General features: G+C 64.5%; 13 protein-coding genes. 12 read left to right on the top strand and 1 reads right to left on the bottom strand.

What is annotated here, in order from left to right; all coding sequences use genetic code 11:
• Positions 1–115 precede the first annotated feature (115 nt).
• Positions 116–1990 carry a sigma-54-dependent Fis family transcriptional regulator gene (locus tag BV82_RS03585; RefSeq protein ID WP_036995558.1) on the bottom strand — a complete coding sequence of 625 codons (1875 nt, stop codon included), beginning with the start codon at positions 1988–1990 and terminating at the stop codon, positions 116–118.
• 256 nt (positions 1991–2246) lie between these two features.
• Between BV82_RS03585 and BV82_RS03580 the strand changes: the two genes are divergently transcribed.
• From BV82_RS03580 to BV82_RS03525, 12 genes are all read left to right on the top strand, one after another.
• Positions 2247–3305 (top strand): ATP-NAD kinase family protein, encoded by a 1059-nt coding sequence (locus BV82_RS03580; RefSeq protein ID WP_010221690.1) that lies wholly within the window; start codon positions 2247–2249, stop codon positions 3303–3305.
• A 22-nt stretch (positions 3306–3327) separates the two neighbouring features.
• Positions 3328–4305, top strand: coding sequence for a thiamine pyrophosphate-dependent dehydrogenase E1 component subunit alpha (locus BV82_RS03575; protein ID WP_010221689.1), 978 nt, complete (start codon positions 3328–3330; stop codon positions 4303–4305).
• A 35-nt stretch (positions 4306–4340) separates the two neighbouring features.
• On the top strand, positions 4341–5360 hold the full coding sequence (locus BV82_RS03570; protein ID WP_010221688.1) for an alpha-ketoacid dehydrogenase subunit beta: 1020 nt from the start codon (positions 4341–4343) through the stop codon (positions 5358–5360).
• Entirely contained in the window at positions 5357–6463 is a 1107-nt protein-coding gene (locus BV82_RS03565; protein WP_036995557.1) for an acetoin dehydrogenase dihydrolipoyllysine-residue acetyltransferase subunit, read from the top strand. The genes BV82_RS03570 and BV82_RS03565 overlap by 4 nt, the downstream gene beginning before the upstream one ends.
• A gap of 90 nt (positions 6464–6553) precedes the next feature.
• Positions 6554–7618 (top strand): 2,3-butanediol dehydrogenase, encoded by a 1065-nt coding sequence (locus tag BV82_RS03560; protein ID WP_244993544.1) that lies wholly within the window; start codon positions 6554–6556, stop codon positions 7616–7618.
• A gap of 98 nt (positions 7619–7716) precedes the next feature.
• Positions 7717–8595 (top strand): 50S ribosomal protein L11 methyltransferase, encoded by an 879-nt coding sequence (gene prmA, locus BV82_RS03555; RefSeq protein ID WP_036995555.1) that lies wholly within the window; start codon positions 7717–7719, stop codon positions 8593–8595.
• A gap of 40 nt (positions 8596–8635) precedes the next feature.
• Complete coding sequence (locus tag BV82_RS03550) at positions 8636–9901, top strand: DUF3426 domain-containing protein (RefSeq protein WP_036995553.1); 1266 nt, start codon at positions 8636–8638, stop codon at positions 9899–9901.
• Between the two features lie 213 nt (positions 9902–10114).
• Positions 10115–11128 carry a tRNA dihydrouridine synthase DusB gene (gene dusB / locus BV82_RS03545; protein ID WP_010221683.1) on the top strand — a complete coding sequence of 338 codons (1014 nt, stop codon included), beginning with the start codon at positions 10115–10117 and terminating at the stop codon, positions 11126–11128.
• A complete protein-coding gene (gene fis / locus BV82_RS03540; protein ID WP_003186237.1) occupies positions 11125–11445 on the top strand; it encodes a DNA-binding transcriptional regulator Fis in 321 nt (106 codons plus the stop codon). Before dusB ends, fis begins: the two co-directional genes overlap by 4 nt.
• A gap of 82 nt (positions 11446–11527) precedes the next feature.
• On the top strand, positions 11528–13135 hold the full coding sequence (gene purH, locus BV82_RS03535; protein WP_010221682.1) for a bifunctional phosphoribosylaminoimidazolecarboxamide formyltransferase/IMP cyclohydrolase: 1608 nt from the start codon (positions 11528–11530) through the stop codon (positions 13133–13135).
• A gap of 168 nt (positions 13136–13303) precedes the next feature.
• Positions 13304–14599 (top strand): phosphoribosylamine--glycine ligase, encoded by a 1296-nt coding sequence (gene purD, locus BV82_RS03530; RefSeq protein ID WP_036995552.1) that lies wholly within the window; start codon positions 13304–13306, stop codon positions 14597–14599.
• A 135-nt stretch (positions 14600–14734) separates the two neighbouring features.
• Positions 14735–17506: a hybrid sensor histidine kinase/response regulator gene (locus tag BV82_RS03525; RefSeq protein WP_036995550.1), complete on the top strand. Its 2772-nt coding sequence runs from the start codon at positions 14735–14737 to the stop codon at positions 17504–17506.
• Positions 17507–17549 lie beyond the last annotated feature (43 nt).

Below are 17549 nucleotides of genomic sequence, written 5' to 3'. Positions count from 1 at the left end.
GACCCCGGTCCTGTGACCGGGGTCTTTTTTTGGGGCTGCTGTGGGAGCGGGCTTGACCCGCGATGGCGGTTTTCAGGCAAATCGCATCGCGGGTCAAGCCCGCTCCCACAGAGAATCAGCTTTTGGTCATCCGCGGCATCTCGATCCGGTGCTCATGCACCCGCCGATACAACGTCGCCCGCGAAATCCCTAAGGCCTTGGCGGTTTCCCCCGGTTTCCAGCGGTGGCGAATCAGCGCATCGAGCAACTGCTGACGCGCCGGGCTGACACTGGCCTGAACCTGCGCCTGGACCTGCCCGCCACGAATCTCCAGCGGCAAATCATCAAGCTGCAAGGTGCTGCCGGAACAGATCGCACAGGCATAACGCAGGACCTGGCGCAGCTGACGCAAATTGCCCGGCCAGGGGTAATTGAGCAGCGCCTGCAGCGCACCGTCGCTCAAGCCGACATCAACGCCACAGCCCTTGGCTTCTTCGCCCAGCAACTGGTTGATCAGCGCCAGCCGGTCACTGCGCTCACGCAATGGCGGCAGTTCGAAACGGGCATTGGCCAGACGAAAGTACAGGTCTTCGCGAAAACTGCCGGCCGCGACCATTGCCGTCAGGTCGCGGTGAGTGGCGCAGATCACCTGGATATCCACCCGCTGGCGCGCCGAAGCGCCCAAGGGCGCCACCTCGCCTTCGGCCAGCACACGCAGCAAGCGGGTCTGCAGGTTCAATGGCATATCGCCAATCTCATCGAGAAACAGCGTACCGCCATCAGCCTGTTGCAGCAGGCCCTGCATGCCCTTGCTGGAGGCGCCGGTAAAGGCTCCGGCGACATAGCCGAACAGCTCGCTCTCGATCAGGTTCTCGGGGATGGCGGCGCAGTTCAGCGCCACAAACGGCTTGCGGCTGCGCTGGCTCATGGCATGCAACTGGCGGGCAAACACCTCCTTGCCCGAACCGGTTTCGCCCAACACCAGCACGGCCAGGTTGCAGTCCTTGACCCGGGTCGCCAGGCGCAGGCTGTGCTCGACCCGCTCATCAACCGGCTGGCGGGCAATGGCCGCGCTCCGCCGCCCAAGCTTGCGCCGCGGCGAGCTGATGCGCACATGCAGTTCGCCGCTTTCACCGCGCCAGCGCAGGCGCTGGGCCGATTCATCGGTGGCGGCGCGCAGGGCATCGAGGTCGAACAGCTCGCCGATATGTTCCGGCAGCTGCCCGTAACGTTCCAGCAGCACCTTACGCGCCTGGCTGTTGAGCGCCTGCAATCGGCCATCGGCATCCCAGGCCAGCAGGTAATCCGGCTGGCTGTCGACATAACCCGGCGTGCTGTGGGCACGCAGCACCCAGTGCGGTTCGGCACTGTGCATGAAAAACGCGTTCTCGATCTCCCGCGCGCTCTGCACCACCATCTGCCGGATCAGGTGCTGGCTACGCCGATCGTCCGGTGATTGCAGCGCCGAGACATCGACCACGCCGAGCAGCTCGCCCCGGGGGTCGAACACCGGCGCCGCCGAGCAGGTCAAGCCGATGAAGGCGGCACGAAAATGATCGCGCTTGTGCACCGTCGCCGGTGCCTTGCTGGTCAGCACCGCCGCCACTCCGCAAGTGCCCTCCTCGCCCTCCGACCAGCAGGTGCCCAGGTACAGCCCGGCCTTGCGACAGTCGTTGCGTATGGTCGGCTCGACCCGGTAATCGATGGTCCGCCCCTGGGCATCGGTCAGCAGCACGCAATAGTCGGCATCGCGCACCCGTCCGTGCAGACGCGCCACCGCATCGCCAGCAATGCGCAGGAACAGCTCGGAACGTTCGCGGCATTCGTCGAGCAGGCTTTGCGAGAGGATGCGCGGCCCCTGCTGGGACGCAGGGTCGAGCCGGTGCTGCTCCATCGAGCGACGCCAGGAGTCGAGGATCAGCGGCGGCACCGGCACCTGAGGCAGGCGTTCGGCGTTCTTCAGCACGCGGCTGACACAGTCGACGTGGGCTTTGGAGTTCGCGGCAAGCATGGGGCCTCCGGTTCTCGTGTTCTTGTCGTTATGGGCCTCATTAAGCGCCGAATGCCAAGGGTGAACAAGCACTCTGTGGATTCCCGGCCGGCTGAGACGCTGCGTCTCAGCGTCTCGCCCATAGCCAGCAGCGCTGACACCGAGCGTCTTGCCCCTGCCCGGGCCAACACCGCACAAACCGCTCTAGAGTGGACATCCGCATAACTTGGCACCGGCCTTGCTCCTGCCCCTGGCAAACAAGAACCAGAGGTGTGCCATGCGCCAACCCGCCCTGACCGTGGGGATCATCGCCAATCCGGCCAGCGGCCGCGACTTGCGCCGACTGACTGCCAATGCCGGGCTCTACTCCAGCACCGACAAGGCCTCGGCGGTGCAGCGCCTGCTCGCCGCGTTTGCCGCCACCGGTATCGAACAGGTGCTGCTGCCGCCTGACATGACCGGCATCGCCGCCGCCGTGCTCAGGGCCAGCCTCGGCCCGCATGCCGAGCAACAGCGCTGGCCGCAACTGACCATCCTCGACATGCCGCTGCGCCAAACCGTTGAAGACACCCGCCACGCCGCGCGCCTGATGGCCGCCCAGGGTGTGGCCCTGATCGCCGTGCTCGGCGGCGACGGCACGCACAAGGCGGTCGCCGCCGAAGTCGGCGACATCCCGCTGCTGACCCTGTCCACCGGCACCAACAACGCCTTCCCGGAACTGCGCGAAGCCACCAGCGCCGGCCTGGCGGGCGGTCTGTTCGCCAGCGGCCGCGTCCCGGCGCCAATTGGCCTGCGCCACAACAAGCGCCTAGTGGTGCGAGTACCGGAACAACAGCTCTGCGAATGGGCCCTGGTGGATGTCGCGGTGTCGCCGCAACGCTTCATCGGCGCCCGCGCCATCAGCCGCGGCGAGGACCTCGCGGAAGTCTTCACCACCTTCGCCGAACCTCACGCCATTGGCCTCTCGGCACTGTGCGGGCTGTGGTGCCCGGTGTCGCGTACAGCACCCGAAGGCGCCTGGATTCGCCTGCATCCACAGGCTGAGCAAGCCTTGCTGGCACCGCTCGCCCCCGGCCTGTTGCAAGGCTGCGGGGTGACCGCCTCAGGGCTATTGATACCTGGCGTTGCCTACTCCCTGAGCCTGTCCAGCGGCACCTTGGCGCTGGACGGCGAGCGCGAAATCGAGTTCAGCGAACGCGACCAGCCAAGCATCTGCCTCGACGCTTTCGGCCCCTTGAGCATCGACGTCGAGGCGGTGCTGGCCTATGCCGCGCACCATCGCCTGCTGGCGGTCGGCCGCGAACACCCGCAACACCCTGCGAACCAACCGTGTTGAGACAACCCCGGAGAACAACAAGATGTCCACTCACCTGTCTACCGAGCAATTGCTGCATGCCTATGAAGTCATGCGCACCATTCGCGCCTTCGAAGAGCGCCTGCACGTGGAGTTCGCCACCGGCGAGATCCCCGGTTTCGTTCACCTGTATGCCGGCGAAGAGGCCTCGGCCGCTGGCGTCATGGCCCACCTGCGCGACAGCGACTGCATCGCCTCCAACCACCGCGGCCACGGCCACTGCATCGCCAAGGGCGTCGACGTGTACGGGATGATGGCCGAGATCTACGGCAAGAAGACCGGTGTGTGTGGCGGCAAGGGCGGTTCGATGCACATCGCCGACCTGGAGAAAGGCATGCTCGGCGCCAACGGCATCGTCGGTGCCGGTGCGCCATTGGTGGCCGGGGCGGCGCTGGCAGCGAAAATCAAGGGCACCGATGACGTCGCCGTGGTGTTCTTCGGCGACGGTGGCTCCAACGAGGGCGCGGTGTTCGAGGCGATGAACCTGGCCTCGATCATGAACCTGCCGTGCATCTTCGTTGCCGAGAACAACGGTTATGCCGAGGCCACCGCGTCGAATTGGTCGGTGGCCTGCGATCACATCGCCGACCGCGCCGCTGGCTTCGGCATGCCCGGGGTGACCATCGACGGCTACGACTTCTTCGCCGTGCACGAAGCGGCAGGCGCGGCCATCGAACGTGCGCGCTCGGGTCAGGGCCCGTCGCTGATCGAGGTCAAGCTGACCCGCTACTACGGCCACTTCGAAGGTGACGCGCAAACCTACCGCGCACCGGATGAAGTGAAGAACCTGCGCGAAACCCGCGACTGCCTGATGCAGTTCCGCCAGCGCAGCACCCGCGCCGGCCTGCTCAGCGCCGAACAACTGGACCAGATCGATGCTCGGGTCGAGGACCTGATCGAAGACTCGGTGCGCCGGGCCAAGTCCGACCCGAAACCCGACCCTGCCGCCCTGCTCAGCGATGTGTACGTGTCGTACCCCTGAGCCTGCCTGACAACAAGAACAAGTGGAGAAGCATCATGGCGAGAAAAATCAGCTACCAGCAAGCCATCAACGAAGCCCTGGCCCAGGAAATGCGCCGCGACAGCAGCGTTTTCATCATCGGTGAAGACGTCGCCGGCGGCGCCGGGGCGCCCGGTGAAGAGGACGCCTGGGGCGGTGTACTCGGCGTGACCAAAGGCCTGTACAAGCAGTTCCCCGGCCGCGTGCTCGACGCGCCACTGTCGGAAATCGGCTATGTCGGCGCGGCGGTCGGCGCCGCCACCCAGGGCCTGCGCCCGGTGTGCGAACTGATGTTCGTCGACTTCGCCGGCTGCTGCCTGGACCAGATCCTCAACCAGGCGGCGAAATTCCGCTACATGTTCGGCGGCAAGGCGGTCACCCCGCTGGTGATGCGCACCATGGTCGGTGCCGGCCTGCGCGCCGCCGCACAGCATTCGCAGATGCTCACCTCGCTGTGGACACACATTCCCGGCCTGAAAGTGGTCTGCCCGTCCTCGCCATACGACGCCAAGGGCCTGCTGATCCAGGCGATTCGCGACAACGACCCGGTAATTTTCTGCGAGCACAAGCTGCTCTACAGCATGCAGGGCGAGGTGCCGGAAGAGCTCTACACCGTGCCGTTCGGCGAAGCCAATTACCTGCGCGACGGCGACGACATCACCCTGGTGACTTACGGGCGCATGGTTCACCTGGCCATGGAGGCTGCCGCCAACCTGGCGCGCCAGGGCATCGACTGCGAGGTCCTCGATCTGCGCACCACCAGCCCGCTGGATGAAGACAGCATCCTTGAGAGCGTGGAAAAAACCGGGCGCCTGGTGGTAATCGACGAAGCCAACCCGCGTTGCTCGATGGCTACCGACATCAGTGCCCTGGTGGCGCAAAAAGCCTTCGCCGCCCTCAAGGGGCCGATCGAAATGGTCACTGCCCCGCACACCCCGGTGCCGTTCTCCGACGCCCTGGAAGACCTGTACATCCCCACCGCGGCGAAGATCGAAGCCGCGGTGCACAAGGTGATTGGCGCGAGGAGTGCCGCATGAGCCAGATCCATACCCTGACCATGCCCAAGTGGGGCCTGTCGATGACCGAAGGGCGCATCGACACTTGGCTCAAGCGGGAAGGCGAGCAGATCAACAAGGGCGACGAGGTGCTGGATGTCGAGACCGACAAGATCTCCAGCAGCGTCGAGGCGCCGTTCAGCGGCGTGCTGCGCCGCCTGATCGCCCAGCCGGATGAAACCTTGCCGGTGGGCGCCCTGTTGGCGGTGGTGGTCGAAGGCGAAGCGGACGAAGCCGAGATCGACGCGGTGGTGCAGCGCTTCCAGGCCGAATTCGTCCCCGGCGGCGACGGTGAACAGGACAGCGGCCCGGCGCCGCAGAAAATCGACCTGGGCGGGCGCACCCTGCGCTACTTCGACCTCGGCGAGGGCGGCACGCCACTGCTGCTGGTGCACGGCTTTGGCGGCGACCTGAACAACTGGCTGTTCAACCATCAGGCCCTGGCCGCCGAGCGCCGGGTCATCGCCCTCGACCTGCCCGGGCATGGCGAGTCGGGCAAAACCCTGCAACGGGGCGACCTCGATGAACTGAGCCAGACAGTGATCGCCTTGCTCGACCACCTGGATATCCAGCACGCGCACCTGGCCGGGCATTCCATGGGCGGGGCGGTGTCGCTCAACCTGGCACGCCTGGCGCCGCAACGGGTGCGCACCTTGACCCTGATCGCCAGCGCCGGCCTCGGTCGCGAAATCAATGGCGACTACCTGCAAGGTTTCGTCGACGCCAGCAACCGCAACGCACTCAAGCCGCAACTGACGCAGCTGTTTTCCGACCCTGGCCTGGTGACCCGGCAGATGCTCGAAGACATGCTCAAGTTCAAGCGCCTGGAGGGTGTCGACTCGGCGTTGCGCCAACTTGCCGCGGCCCTGGCTGACGGCAGTGTGCAGCGCCACGACCTGCGCGCGGTGGTTGCCCAGCAGCCCAGCCTGGTGATCTGGGGCGCTGCCGACGCAATCATCCCCGCCATCCATGCCGAGGGCCTGCCGGCCGAGGTCGAGATCCTGCCGGGCCAGGGCCATATGGTGCAGATGGAGGCCGCCGAGCGAATCAACCAGCGGCTGGCGGCCTTCCTCGCCAGCCATTGAACCAACCCGCGCCGCCGTCACCACGGCGGCGCTTTCGTGTACGCCAGGGAGATAACAACAATGAATGATCTTTCCAACCCCGCCGCCAGCATGCGCGCAGCGGTCTGGCACGGCCGCCAGGACATTCGCGTCGAAGATGTGCCGTTGCCCGCCGACCCGCCGCCGGGCTGGGTGCAGATCAAGGTCGACTGGTGCGGCATTTGCGGCTCCGACCTGCACGAGTATGTCGCCGGCCCCGTGTTCATTCCGGTGGAGGCGCCGCATCCGCTGACCGGCATTCAGGGCCAGTGCATTCTTGGCCATGAGTTTTGCGGCGAAATCCTCAAGCTCGGTGACGGCGTGCAGGGCTATGCCATAGGTGACCCGGTGGCTGCCGATGCCTGCCAGCACTGCGGTACCTGCTACTACTGCACCCATGGCCTGTACAACATCTGCGAACGCCTGGCCTTTACCGGCCTGATGAACAACGGCGCCTTCGCCGAGCGGGTCAACGTACCGGCCAACCTGCTGTATCGCTTGCCCGAAGGCTTCCCGCGCGAAGCCGGGGCGCTGATCGAGCCACTGGCGGTCGGTATGCATGCGGTGAAGAAGGCCGGCAACCTGCTCGGCCAGAACGTCGTGGTGGTCGGTGCCGGGACCATCGGCCTGTGCACCATCATGTGCGCCAAGGCAGCCGGTGCCGCCCAGGTAATAGCCTTGGAAATGTCCACTGCGCGCAAGGCCAAGGCCCTGGAGGTCGGCGCCACGGCAGTGCTCGACCCCAAGCAATGCGACGTGCTGGCAGAGATTCGCGCCCTGACTGCGGGCCTCGGTGCCGATGTCAGCTTTGAATGCATCGGCAACAAACACACCGCCAAGCTGGCCATCGATATCATCCGCAAGGCCGGCAAATGCGTGCTGGTGGGCATTTTCGAGGAGCCCAGCGCGTTCAACTTCTTCGAACTGGTGTCCACCGAAAAGCAGGTGCTCGGCGCCCTGGCCTACAACGGCGAGTTTGCCGACGTCATCGCCTTCATTGCCGATGGGCGCCTGGATATCAGCCCGTTGGTCACCGGCCGTATCGGCCTTGAGGCGATTGTCGGCCAGGGCTTCGAGGAACTGGTGAACAACAAGGAGGAGAATGTGAAGATCATCGTCTCGCCGGCCAGGCTCTAGGGACTACAGGGATCCCACAAACCCTTCGCACTCAAGTAAACTGGCGGGCTTCTCGCAGCCTCGGGCTGCCCCTGTAGATTTTTCCAAAGGTGCCCGCCATGCCTTGGCTGCAAGTACGTCTGGCCATCAGCCCGGAACAAGCCGAAACCTATGAAGATGCCCTGCTCGAAGTAGGCGCCGTTTCGGTCACCTTCATGGATGCCGAAGATCAGCCGATCTTCGAACCGGACCTCAACACCACCCCGCTGTGGTCGCACACTCACCTGCTGGCATTGTTCGAAGCCGATACCGACGCCAACGCGGTGTTCGCCCACCTGCAGTTGCTGACCGGCGCCGAACTGCCCGAGCACCAGGCTGAAGTCATCGAAGACCAGGACTGGGAACGCAGCTGGATGGACAACTTCCAGCCGATGCGTTTCGGCCAGCGCCTGTGGATCGTGCCAAGCTGGCATGCGGCGCCCGAGCCCGAGGCGGTCAACCTGCTGCTCGATCCGGGCCTGGCCTTTGGCACCGGCACCCACCCGACCACCGCCCTGTGCCTGGAATGGCTCGACGGCCAGGACCTGAAAGACACCCAGGTGCTCGACTTCGGTTGCGGCTCGGGCATCCTCGCCATCGCCGCGCTGCTGCTCGGCGCCCGCGAAGCGGTCGGTACCGACATCGACGTGCAGGCCCTGGAAGCCTCGCGCGACAACGCCCGGCGCAACGGCATCGCCGACGAGAAATTCGCCCTGTACCTGCCCGAGCACATGCCGGCCATGCAGGCCGACGTGCTGGTCGCCAACATCCTCGCCGGCCCGCTGGTCTCGCTGGCCCCGCAACTGTCGGCGCTGGTGCGTCCGGGCGGCTTGCTGGCGCTGTCGGGGATCCTCGCCGAACAGGGCGATGAAGTCGCCGCGGCCTACGCCAAGGACTTCGACCTCGACCCGATCGCCGTACGCGATGGCTGGGTACGCATCAGTGGTCGCCGCCGCTAAGTGCGCCTAGAATAACCTTCTGCATAACCCGGACCGCCGCATGACCGACAGTTTCGTCACCCAGTGCCCGCATTGCCAGACCAGCTTTCGCGTCAGCCACAATCAGTTGAGCGTGGCCCGCGGTGTGGTGCGTTGCGGCGCCTGCCTGCAAGTGTTCAACGCCGCCCGGCAACTGCTGGAGCAAAGCGCGGCGCAGAACCCACCTGCACAACCGGCGCCTGTCGAACCTGTGGTGGAGCCTGCGCAGGCACCCAGCCAGCATGAGTGGAGCGCCGCCGAGCTGGACCTGGACCAGCTCGACCTCGATCAGGAACTGGCGCGCCTGGAACAGCGTGAAATCCAGCCAACGACCGAGTTCAAGGCCGCCGTACCGCGCCAGGACAACCTCAGCGCGCACCGCGACAGCCCCGAGCAGGACGACCAGCATTGGCCCGACAGCCTGTTCAGCAGCCCGGCTTCAGAGCGCGAGCAACTGAGCGCCGAGCTCGACGAGCCGCAGCCGCCACTGATCGAGCAGGAAGCCCTGGACCTCGCCCCGGCACCCGGTGAGCGCACCGAACCATCGTTGTCGCTGGATGTGCTCGACGACGACCTCGATGCGCCGGCTGCGCCCGCGTCTGCGCTGCATGCCGATGATGACGAACTGCCCGGCGAGCGCCTGTCGGCCCGTGAGCCTGACGACGACCTGGACCGCCCCGAGCCCGGACTGGACGAGCGCCGCGAGCCGGGCCTGGGCCCCGCCAGCGGCCGCCCTGCCCGCAAGGAGCCGCTGCTCGACCTGGTCGACGACCCGATCCAGCTCGGCTGGCAGAAGCCCAAGGTCAACTGGGGCAAGCGCCTGCTGTGGCTCTTGCTGATCCTGCTGGCCGCCGCGGCGCTGGCTGGCCAGTACATCTGGTACCAGTTCGACGAACTGGCCCGCCAGGACCGCTACCGCCCCTGGTTTCAGACGATCTGCCCGACCGTCGGTTGCCAGGTGCCGTCACGGGTCGACATCGCCCGGATCAAGAGCAGCAACCTGGTGGTGCGCAGCCACCCGGACTTCCACGGAGCCTTGATCGTCGATGCAATCATCTACAACCGTGCGCCGTTCTCCCAGCCGTTCCCGCTGCTGGAGCTGCGTTTTGCCGACCTGAACGGCCAGTTGATCGCCAGCCGCCGCTTCAAGCCCACCGAGTACCTCAGCGGTGAGCTGGCCGGCAAGGGCGAAATGCCCAGCCAGACACCGATCCACATTGCCCTGGACATCCTCGATCCGGGCCCCAAAGCGGTCAATTACAGCCTGTCATTCCGGTCCCCGGAATAACAGGCGAGCGGCAAGCTGCAAGCTTCAAGCTACAAGAAAAAGCAGCCCCATACGCTGATCCGTTTTTGCTTGCGGCTTGAAGCTTGCAGCTTGAGGCTTAAAGCCAACTGTTCAGATTTTATCCAAATCCATCTTTATCCGGTCACCGAGAGCGGGTATCATGCCAACCCTTTTTCGAACTCTAATGATCCGGCCCCACAACAGGGAACTCCTATGTCGGCGGTACGCATCGGCCCATACACACTGCAGAACGCCCTGATCCTCGCGCCGATGGCCGGGGTCACGGACCAGCCATTTCGTCAGCTGTGCCGACGAATGGGTGCAGGCCTGGTGGTGTCGGAGATGGTCAGCAGTGACATGAGCCTGTGGAACAGCCGCAAGTCGCGTCTGCGCATGATTCACGAAGGTGATCCCGAGCCGCGCTCGGTGCAGATCGCCGGCGGTGACGCGCAGATGCTCGCAGCTGCGGCCCGGGCCAATGTCGAGGCCGGCGCCCAGATCATTGACATCAATATGGGCTGCCCGGCAAAAAAAGTCTGCAACAAGGCCGCAGGCTCTGCTTTATTGAAAGATGAAGCCCTGGTCAGCGAAATCCTCCACGCGGTGGTTGCCGCCGTGGACGTGCCGGTCACGCTGAAGATCCGCACCGGCTGGGACAGGGCCAACAAGAACGGCCTGACTGTGGCGAGGATCGCCGAGCAGGCTGGCATCCAGGCACTGGCGGTACATGGACGCACACGCGCCGACCTCTACACCGGCGAAGCCGAGTACGACACCATCGCGGCAATCAAGCAGGCGGTGTCGATCCCGGTTTTTGCCAATGGCGATATCACTTCGCCAGAAAAGGCCCGAGCGGTGCTGGCTGCCACCGGTGCCGACGGTCTGCTGATTGGCCGGGCTGCCCAGGGGCGGCCATGGATCTTTCGCGAGATCGAGCATTACCTGCGCACCGGCGAAACACTGCCGGCGCCGCAGTTGGACGAAGTGGAACGAATTCTGCTGGAGCACCTGACCGCGTTGCACGCCTTTTACGGCGATGTGATGGGCGTACGTATCGCCCGCAAGCACGTCGGTTGGTACCTGGCAACGCTACCGGGCGCCAGGGAGTTTCGCGCCCAGTTCAACCGTTTGGAAGACACGCAAGCGCAGTGCGCCAACGTTCGCAGCTTCTTCAGCGAACGTGAACAGAGCCTTGAGACAGAGGACGGACAAGGGGTGGCCGCATGACGATGATGACCGAGACTTTAGTGAGTGGAACAACGCCCGTGAGCGACAACGTCAACCTGAAACAGCACCTGAATACACCGAGCGAAGAGGGCCAGACCCTTCGCGGCAGTGTGGAAAAGGCGCTGCACAACTATTTCGCCCATCTTGAGGGCGCGGCCGTCACGGACGTGTACAACCTGGTGCTCTCGGAAGTCGAAGCGCCGTTGCTCGAAAGCGTAATGAACTACGTCAAGGGCAACCAGACCAAGGCCAGCGAGCTGCTCGGGCTCAACCGCGGCACCTTGCGCAAGAAACTCAAGCAGTACGATTTGTTGTAAGCAAGCATCCAAACCAGAAAAGGCGGCTCCCATTCGATGAGGTCGCCTTTTTTGCTGACTCCACCGCGTTATGGAATCTGAAATGACCGACCAGACTACCCGCCTGCCGATCCGCCGCGCCTTGATCAGCGTCTCCGACAAGACCGGGATCCTTGAATTCGCCCGTGAGCTGCAACAGCTCGGCGTCGAGATCCTGTCCACCGGCGGCACCTTCAAGTTGCTCCAGGACAATGGCGTTGCCGCGGTGGAAGTTGCCGATTACACCGGCTTCGCCGAAATGATGGACGGCCGGGTCAAGACCCTGCACCCGAAAATCCACGGCGGCATCCTCGGCCGTCGTGGTACCGACGACGCCATCATGGCCGAACACGGGATCAAGCCGATCGACCTGGTCGCGGTCAACCTCTACCCGTTCGAAGCCACCATCTCCAAACCTGGCTGTGACCTGCCGACCGCCATCGAGAACATCGACATCGGCGGCCCGACCATGGTTCGCTCGGCGGCCAAGAACCACAAAGACGTCGCCATCGTGGTCAACGCCAGCGACTACGGCCAGGTGCTGGAAAGCCTCAAGGCCGGCGGCCTGACCTACGCCCAGCGTTTCGACCTGATGCTCAAGGCATTCGAGCATACCGCCGCCTACGACGGCATGATCGCCAACTACATGGGCACCGTGAACCAGGCCAGTGAAACCCTGAGCACCGAAGGCCGCAGTGAGTTCCCGCGCACCTTCAACAGCCAGTTCATCAAGGCCCAGGAAATGCGCTACGGCGAGAACCCGCACCAGAGCGCGGCGTTCTATGTCGAGGCCAAGCCCGCTGAAGCCGGCATCGCCACCGCCGTACAGCTGCAAGGCAAAGAGCTGTCGTACAACAACGTGGCCGACACCGACGCCGCGCTGGAGTGCGTGAAGAGCTTCGTCAAGCCGGCTTGCGTCATCGTCAAGCACGCCAACCCGTGCGGCGTGGCCGTCAGCCCGGACGCCGAAGGCGGCATCCGCCAGGCCTACGAACTGGCCTACGCTACCGACACCGAGTCGGCGTTCGGCGGCATCATCGCCTTCAACCGCGAGCTGGATGCTGAAACCGCCAAGGCCATCGTCGAGCGTCAGTTCGTCGAAGTGATCATCGCCCCGAGCGTCAGCGACGAAGCCCGCGCCGTGGTGGCTGCCAAGGCCAACGTCCGCCTGCTGTCCTGCGGCGAGTGGTCGGCTGAGCGTGCCGCTGCCTGGGACTTCAAGCGCGTCACCGGCGGCCTGCTGGTGCAGAGCCGCGACATCGGCATGATCACCGAGGGCGACCTGAAAGTGGTCACCAAGCGCGCGCCGACCGAACAAGAGATCCACGACCTGATCTTCGCCTGGAAAGTGGCCAAGTTCGTCAAGTCCAACGCCATCGTCTACGCCAAGAACCGCCAGACCATCGGTGTCGGCGCCGGCCAGATGAGCCGCGTCAACTCTGCCCGTATCGCGGCCATCAAGGCCGAGCACGCGGGCCTGCAGGTGCAGGGCGCGGTCATGGCATCGGATGCGTTCTTCCCGTTCCGCGATGGCATCGACAACGCCGCCAAGGTGGGCATCACTGCGGTGATCCAGCCAGGTGGCTCGATGCGTGATGCCGAAGTCATCGCGGCCGCTGACGAAGCCGGCATCGCCATGGTCTTCACCGGCATGCGTCACTTCCGTCACTGAGTGAAGCAGCGACAAGCTCCAAGCTGCAAGCTGCAAGAAAAAGCGCATCGCGTCGCATCCTCTTGCAGTTGCAGCCCCTTAAATTTCAGAGTTGCAAGCTACGCAAAAGGCAGCACTGGCTGCTTTTTCTTGTAGCTTGCAGCTTGCAGCTTCTCCGAAGGAGCCTTCATGAATATTCTGATTATCGGTAGCGGCGGTCGTGAACACGCCCTGGCCTGGAAAGTCGCTCAGGACCCACGGGTTGAGAAAGTCTTCGTTGCCCCGGGCAACGCCGGCACCGCCACCGAAGCCAAGTGCGAGAACGTCGATATCGACGTCACCGCCCTGGAGCAACTGGCCGATTTCGCCGAAAAGAACGTCGCCCTGACCATCGTCGGCCCTGAAGGCCCGCTGGTCGCCGGTGTCGTCGACCTGTTCCGCAGCCGCGGCCTGGACTGCTTTGGCCCAACCAAGGGCGCAGCCCAGCTGGAAGGTTCCAAGGCTTTCACCAAGGACTTCCTGGCGCGCCACAAGATCCCGACCGCCGACTACCAGAACTTCACCGAGATCGAGCCGGCCCTGGCCTATCTGCGGGAAAAAGGCGCGCCGATCGTGATCAAGGCCGACGGCCTGGCCGCCGGTAAAGGCGTGATCGTCGCCATGACCCTGGCCGAAGCCGAAGACGCCGTGCGCGACATGCTCGCCGGCAATGCCTTTGGTGATGCAGGTTCGCGCGTGGTGATCGAGGAGTTCCTTGACGGCGAGGAAGCCAGCTTCATCGTCATGGTCGATGGCCAGAACGTGCTGCCAATGGCTACCAGCCAGGACCACAAGCGTGTCGGCGACGCCGACACTGGCCCGAACACCGGCGGCATGGGCGCTTACTCGCCAGCACCGGTGGTCACCGCCGACGTGCACCAGCGCGTGATGGACCAGGTGATCTGGCCGACCGTGCGTGGCATGGCCGAGGAAGGCAACGTCTACACCGGTTTCCTCTATGCCGGTCTGATGATCGACAAAGCCGGCAACCCGAAAGTCATCGAGTTCAACTGCCGCTTCGGCGACCCGGAAACCCAGCCAGTCATGCTGCGTCTGGAATCAAGCCTGGTGCTGCTGATCGAAGCCGCCTTCGCCAAGGCCCTGGACAAGGTCGAAGCGCAGTGGGATCCGCGCCCGAGCCTGGGCGTGGTCCTGGCTGCCGGTGGCTACCCGGGTGACTACAGCAAAGGCGCCGCGATCAACGGCCTGGATGCTGCCGCGAAGCTGGAAGGTAAAGTCTTCCACGCCGGTACCGCACTCAAGGACGGCCAGGTGGTTGCCACCGGTGGCCGCGTACTCTGCGCCACTGCCCTGGGCAACAGCGTCGAGTCTGCCCAGCAACAAGCCTACCGCCTGGCTGCCGAGATCAACTGGGACGGCAGCTTCTACCGCAAGGACATCGGCTACCGCGCCATTGCCCGCGAACGCGGTGAACACCAGCAATAAGCAGGTGCCTGGAGGCCGCGACGCCGCAAGCGTCCTGCCTCCGGCTTGTCGACAAGGCCCGCCATGGGCCTTGCCTTCGGCTTGGCGCGCCGCGCATAGTTACCATCCGGCATTCAGCTAAGAAGGGATTTCGTCGTGCGTTGGCTCAGGATTGCCATTGGCCTCACCGTCAGCTTGCTGACCCTGCTCTGCCTGTTCCCGGCTGCGGCCGAACAAGGCAGTGGTTGGGCGGTATTGCTTGACGATCAGGCCAGCCTGCAATTGAGCGATGTACGCTCGGAACGCTACCGCAACCAGTTCAGCCCCCTCGAACTCAACGAACTCAACGCTGCCACGCCCGACCAGGCGTTGTGGCTGCACTACCGGCTGGAGCCCGGGCAGCAGGAAAAACTGCTGCGGGTCTTCGCCCCCGACCTGTCGCGCCTGGACCTGTACGCTCTCGACGGCGATCGGCTGATCAAGCAGATCCACAACGGTCGCCTGAACGACAGCGACGATCCTTACCTGCGCAGCAGCGACCATGTGCTGGCCCTGCCCAACAGTGCGCACGCGCTGGACATCTACCTGCGCCTGGTATCAGAGCACCAGCTGCGCCCGGCCATCAGCCTGGAGCCTGCCGCCCAGGCCGCCGCCGACCAGCGCCAGCCGCTGTTCTTCGGCCTGCTGTTCGGCTGCCTGCTGATGCTGATGCTGCACAACCTGATCCGCTTCGCTTACTCACGCTCAAGTACCAGCCTGGCCCTGGCGGTCTACCACGCGCTGATGCTGCTCAGCGCACTGATTCTGCTCAACCTCAGCGGCCCCTGGTGGAGCCTCTGGCACTCGGCACAAACACCGGCGGCCTACCTTACTGCCCTGCTGGCGTCGCTGGCCGGCCTGACCTTTACCCTGCGCTTCTTCACGCCTTGCGAACAACCGCGCCTGAGCCGCCTGCTGCAGGGCGAGATGCTGGTGATCGCGCTCTGCGGCCTGCTGCTGTTGTTCGTTGATACCCTGCCATTGAACCTGATGACTTATGCATTGATGGCCCTGGGTAGCCTGACCATGCTGCTGGTTGCCAGCTACCACTGGTACAAGGGCTACGCTCCGGCGCGGCTGTTCGCCGTGGCCATGCTGGCGTTCAATATCGGCTGCCTGGTGGTGTTGCCGGCCCTGCTCGGACTGACCCGCACGCCGACTCAATGGCTGCTGTTCATTCTCCTCGGGCTGACCAGCGTCAGCGGCCTGCTGCTCAACCTGGCGGTCAGCGAGCGCTTGCGGCGCATCAGCGAAGAGCGCTTCAGCGCCAGCCGTGAACTGGCCGCCAGCAACGCCGAGATCAACGCCAAGGCCGAATTCCTGGCCAAGATCAGCCACGAGATCCGCACGCCCATGAACGGCGTACTGGGGATGACCGAGCTGCTGCTCGGCACCCCGCTGTCGGTCAAGCAACGCGACTACGTGCAGACCATCCACAGCGCCGGCAACGAGTTGCTGACCCTGATCAACGAGATTCTCGACATTTCCAAGCTCGAGTCCGGGCAGATCGAACTGGATGACGTGCAGTTCGACCTCAATGCGCTGATCGAGGACTGCCTGAGTATCTTCCGGGCCAAGGCCGAGCAGCAGAACATCGAGCTGATCAGCTTCACCCAGCCACAGGTGCCGCGAGTCATCAGTGGCGACCCGACGCGCCTGCGCCAGGCCCTGCTGAGCCTGCTGGAAAACGCCCTGAAAAAAACCGACCAGGGCGAAATCCTGCTGGTGGTCGCCCTCGACCAACGCGGCGACAGCCCGCGCCTGCGCATTGCCGTGCAGGACAGCGGCGAGCCGATCCCGCCAGGCGAACGCGAAGCGCTGCTGCAGGCAGAGCTGCACAGCAAGCATTTCCTTTCCAGCAACAAGCTCGGCGGCCACTTGGGGCTGGTGATCGCCAAGCAACTGATCACCCTGATGCAGGGCGAGTTCGGTATCAAGACCAGCCACACCATGGGCAATACCCTGTGGATGACCCTGCCGCTCGACCCGCACCGTCTCGAACAGCCGCCTGCCGATCTCGACGGCCCGCTGCGCGGTGCCCGGGTGCTGGTGGTGGACGACAACGACACCTGCCGCAAGGTGCTGGTCCAGCAATGCAGCGCCTGGGGCATGAACGTCAGTGCCGTGCCGTCGGGCAAGGAGGCCCTGGCCCTGCTGCGTACCAAGGCGCACCTGCGCGACTACTTCGACGCGGTACTGCTCGACCAGAACATGCCCGGCATGACCGGCATGCAACTGGCGGCGAAAATCAAGGAAGACCCGAGCCTCAACCACGACATCCTGCTGGTGATGCTCACCGGTATCAGCAACGCGCCAAGCAAGGTCATCGCCCGCAATGCCGGGGTCAAACGCATCCTGGCCAAACCGGTGGCCGGCTATACCCTCAAGACCACCCTGGCCGAAGAGCTGTCCCAGCGCAGCAAGGGTCAGCCGAACATCCCGGTGCAGGCCGGGCTGTCGGCGCCACTGAACCTGCCCAGCGATTTCCGCATCCTGGTGGCCGAAGACAACAACATCTCGACCAAGGTGATTCGCGGCATGCTCGGCAAGCTTAGCCTGGAACCGGACACCGCAAGCAATGGCGAAGAAGCCTTGCAGGCGATGAAGGACAACCACTACGACCTGGTATTGATGGACTGCGAAATGCCGGTGCTTGATGGCTTCTCGGCCACCCAGCAGCTGCGCATCTGGGAAGTCAGCAACCAGCGCCGGCGTACGCCGGTGGTCGCCCTGACCGCGCACATCCTCGCCGAGCACAAGGAGCGTGCGCGCCTGGCCGGCATGGACGGGCACATGTCCAAGCCGGTGGAGCTGTCGCAGTTGCGTGAATTGATCGAACACTGGGTGGCGCGTCGCGAAGCCGAATCAAGCCAGATTCCGACCCCATAATTCGCATACACTTGCTTCACTTCACCCTTGCTGCGAGCCTCGA

This window comes from Pseudomonas donghuensis (assembly GCF_000696345.2).
In the GTDB taxonomy this organism is placed as follows: Bacteria; Pseudomonadota; Gammaproteobacteria; order Pseudomonadales; family Pseudomonadaceae; genus Aquipseudomonas; species Aquipseudomonas donghuensis.
Note: the sequence above shows the minus strand (reverse complement) of the source record. Positions and strands in the feature narration are given on the sequence as shown.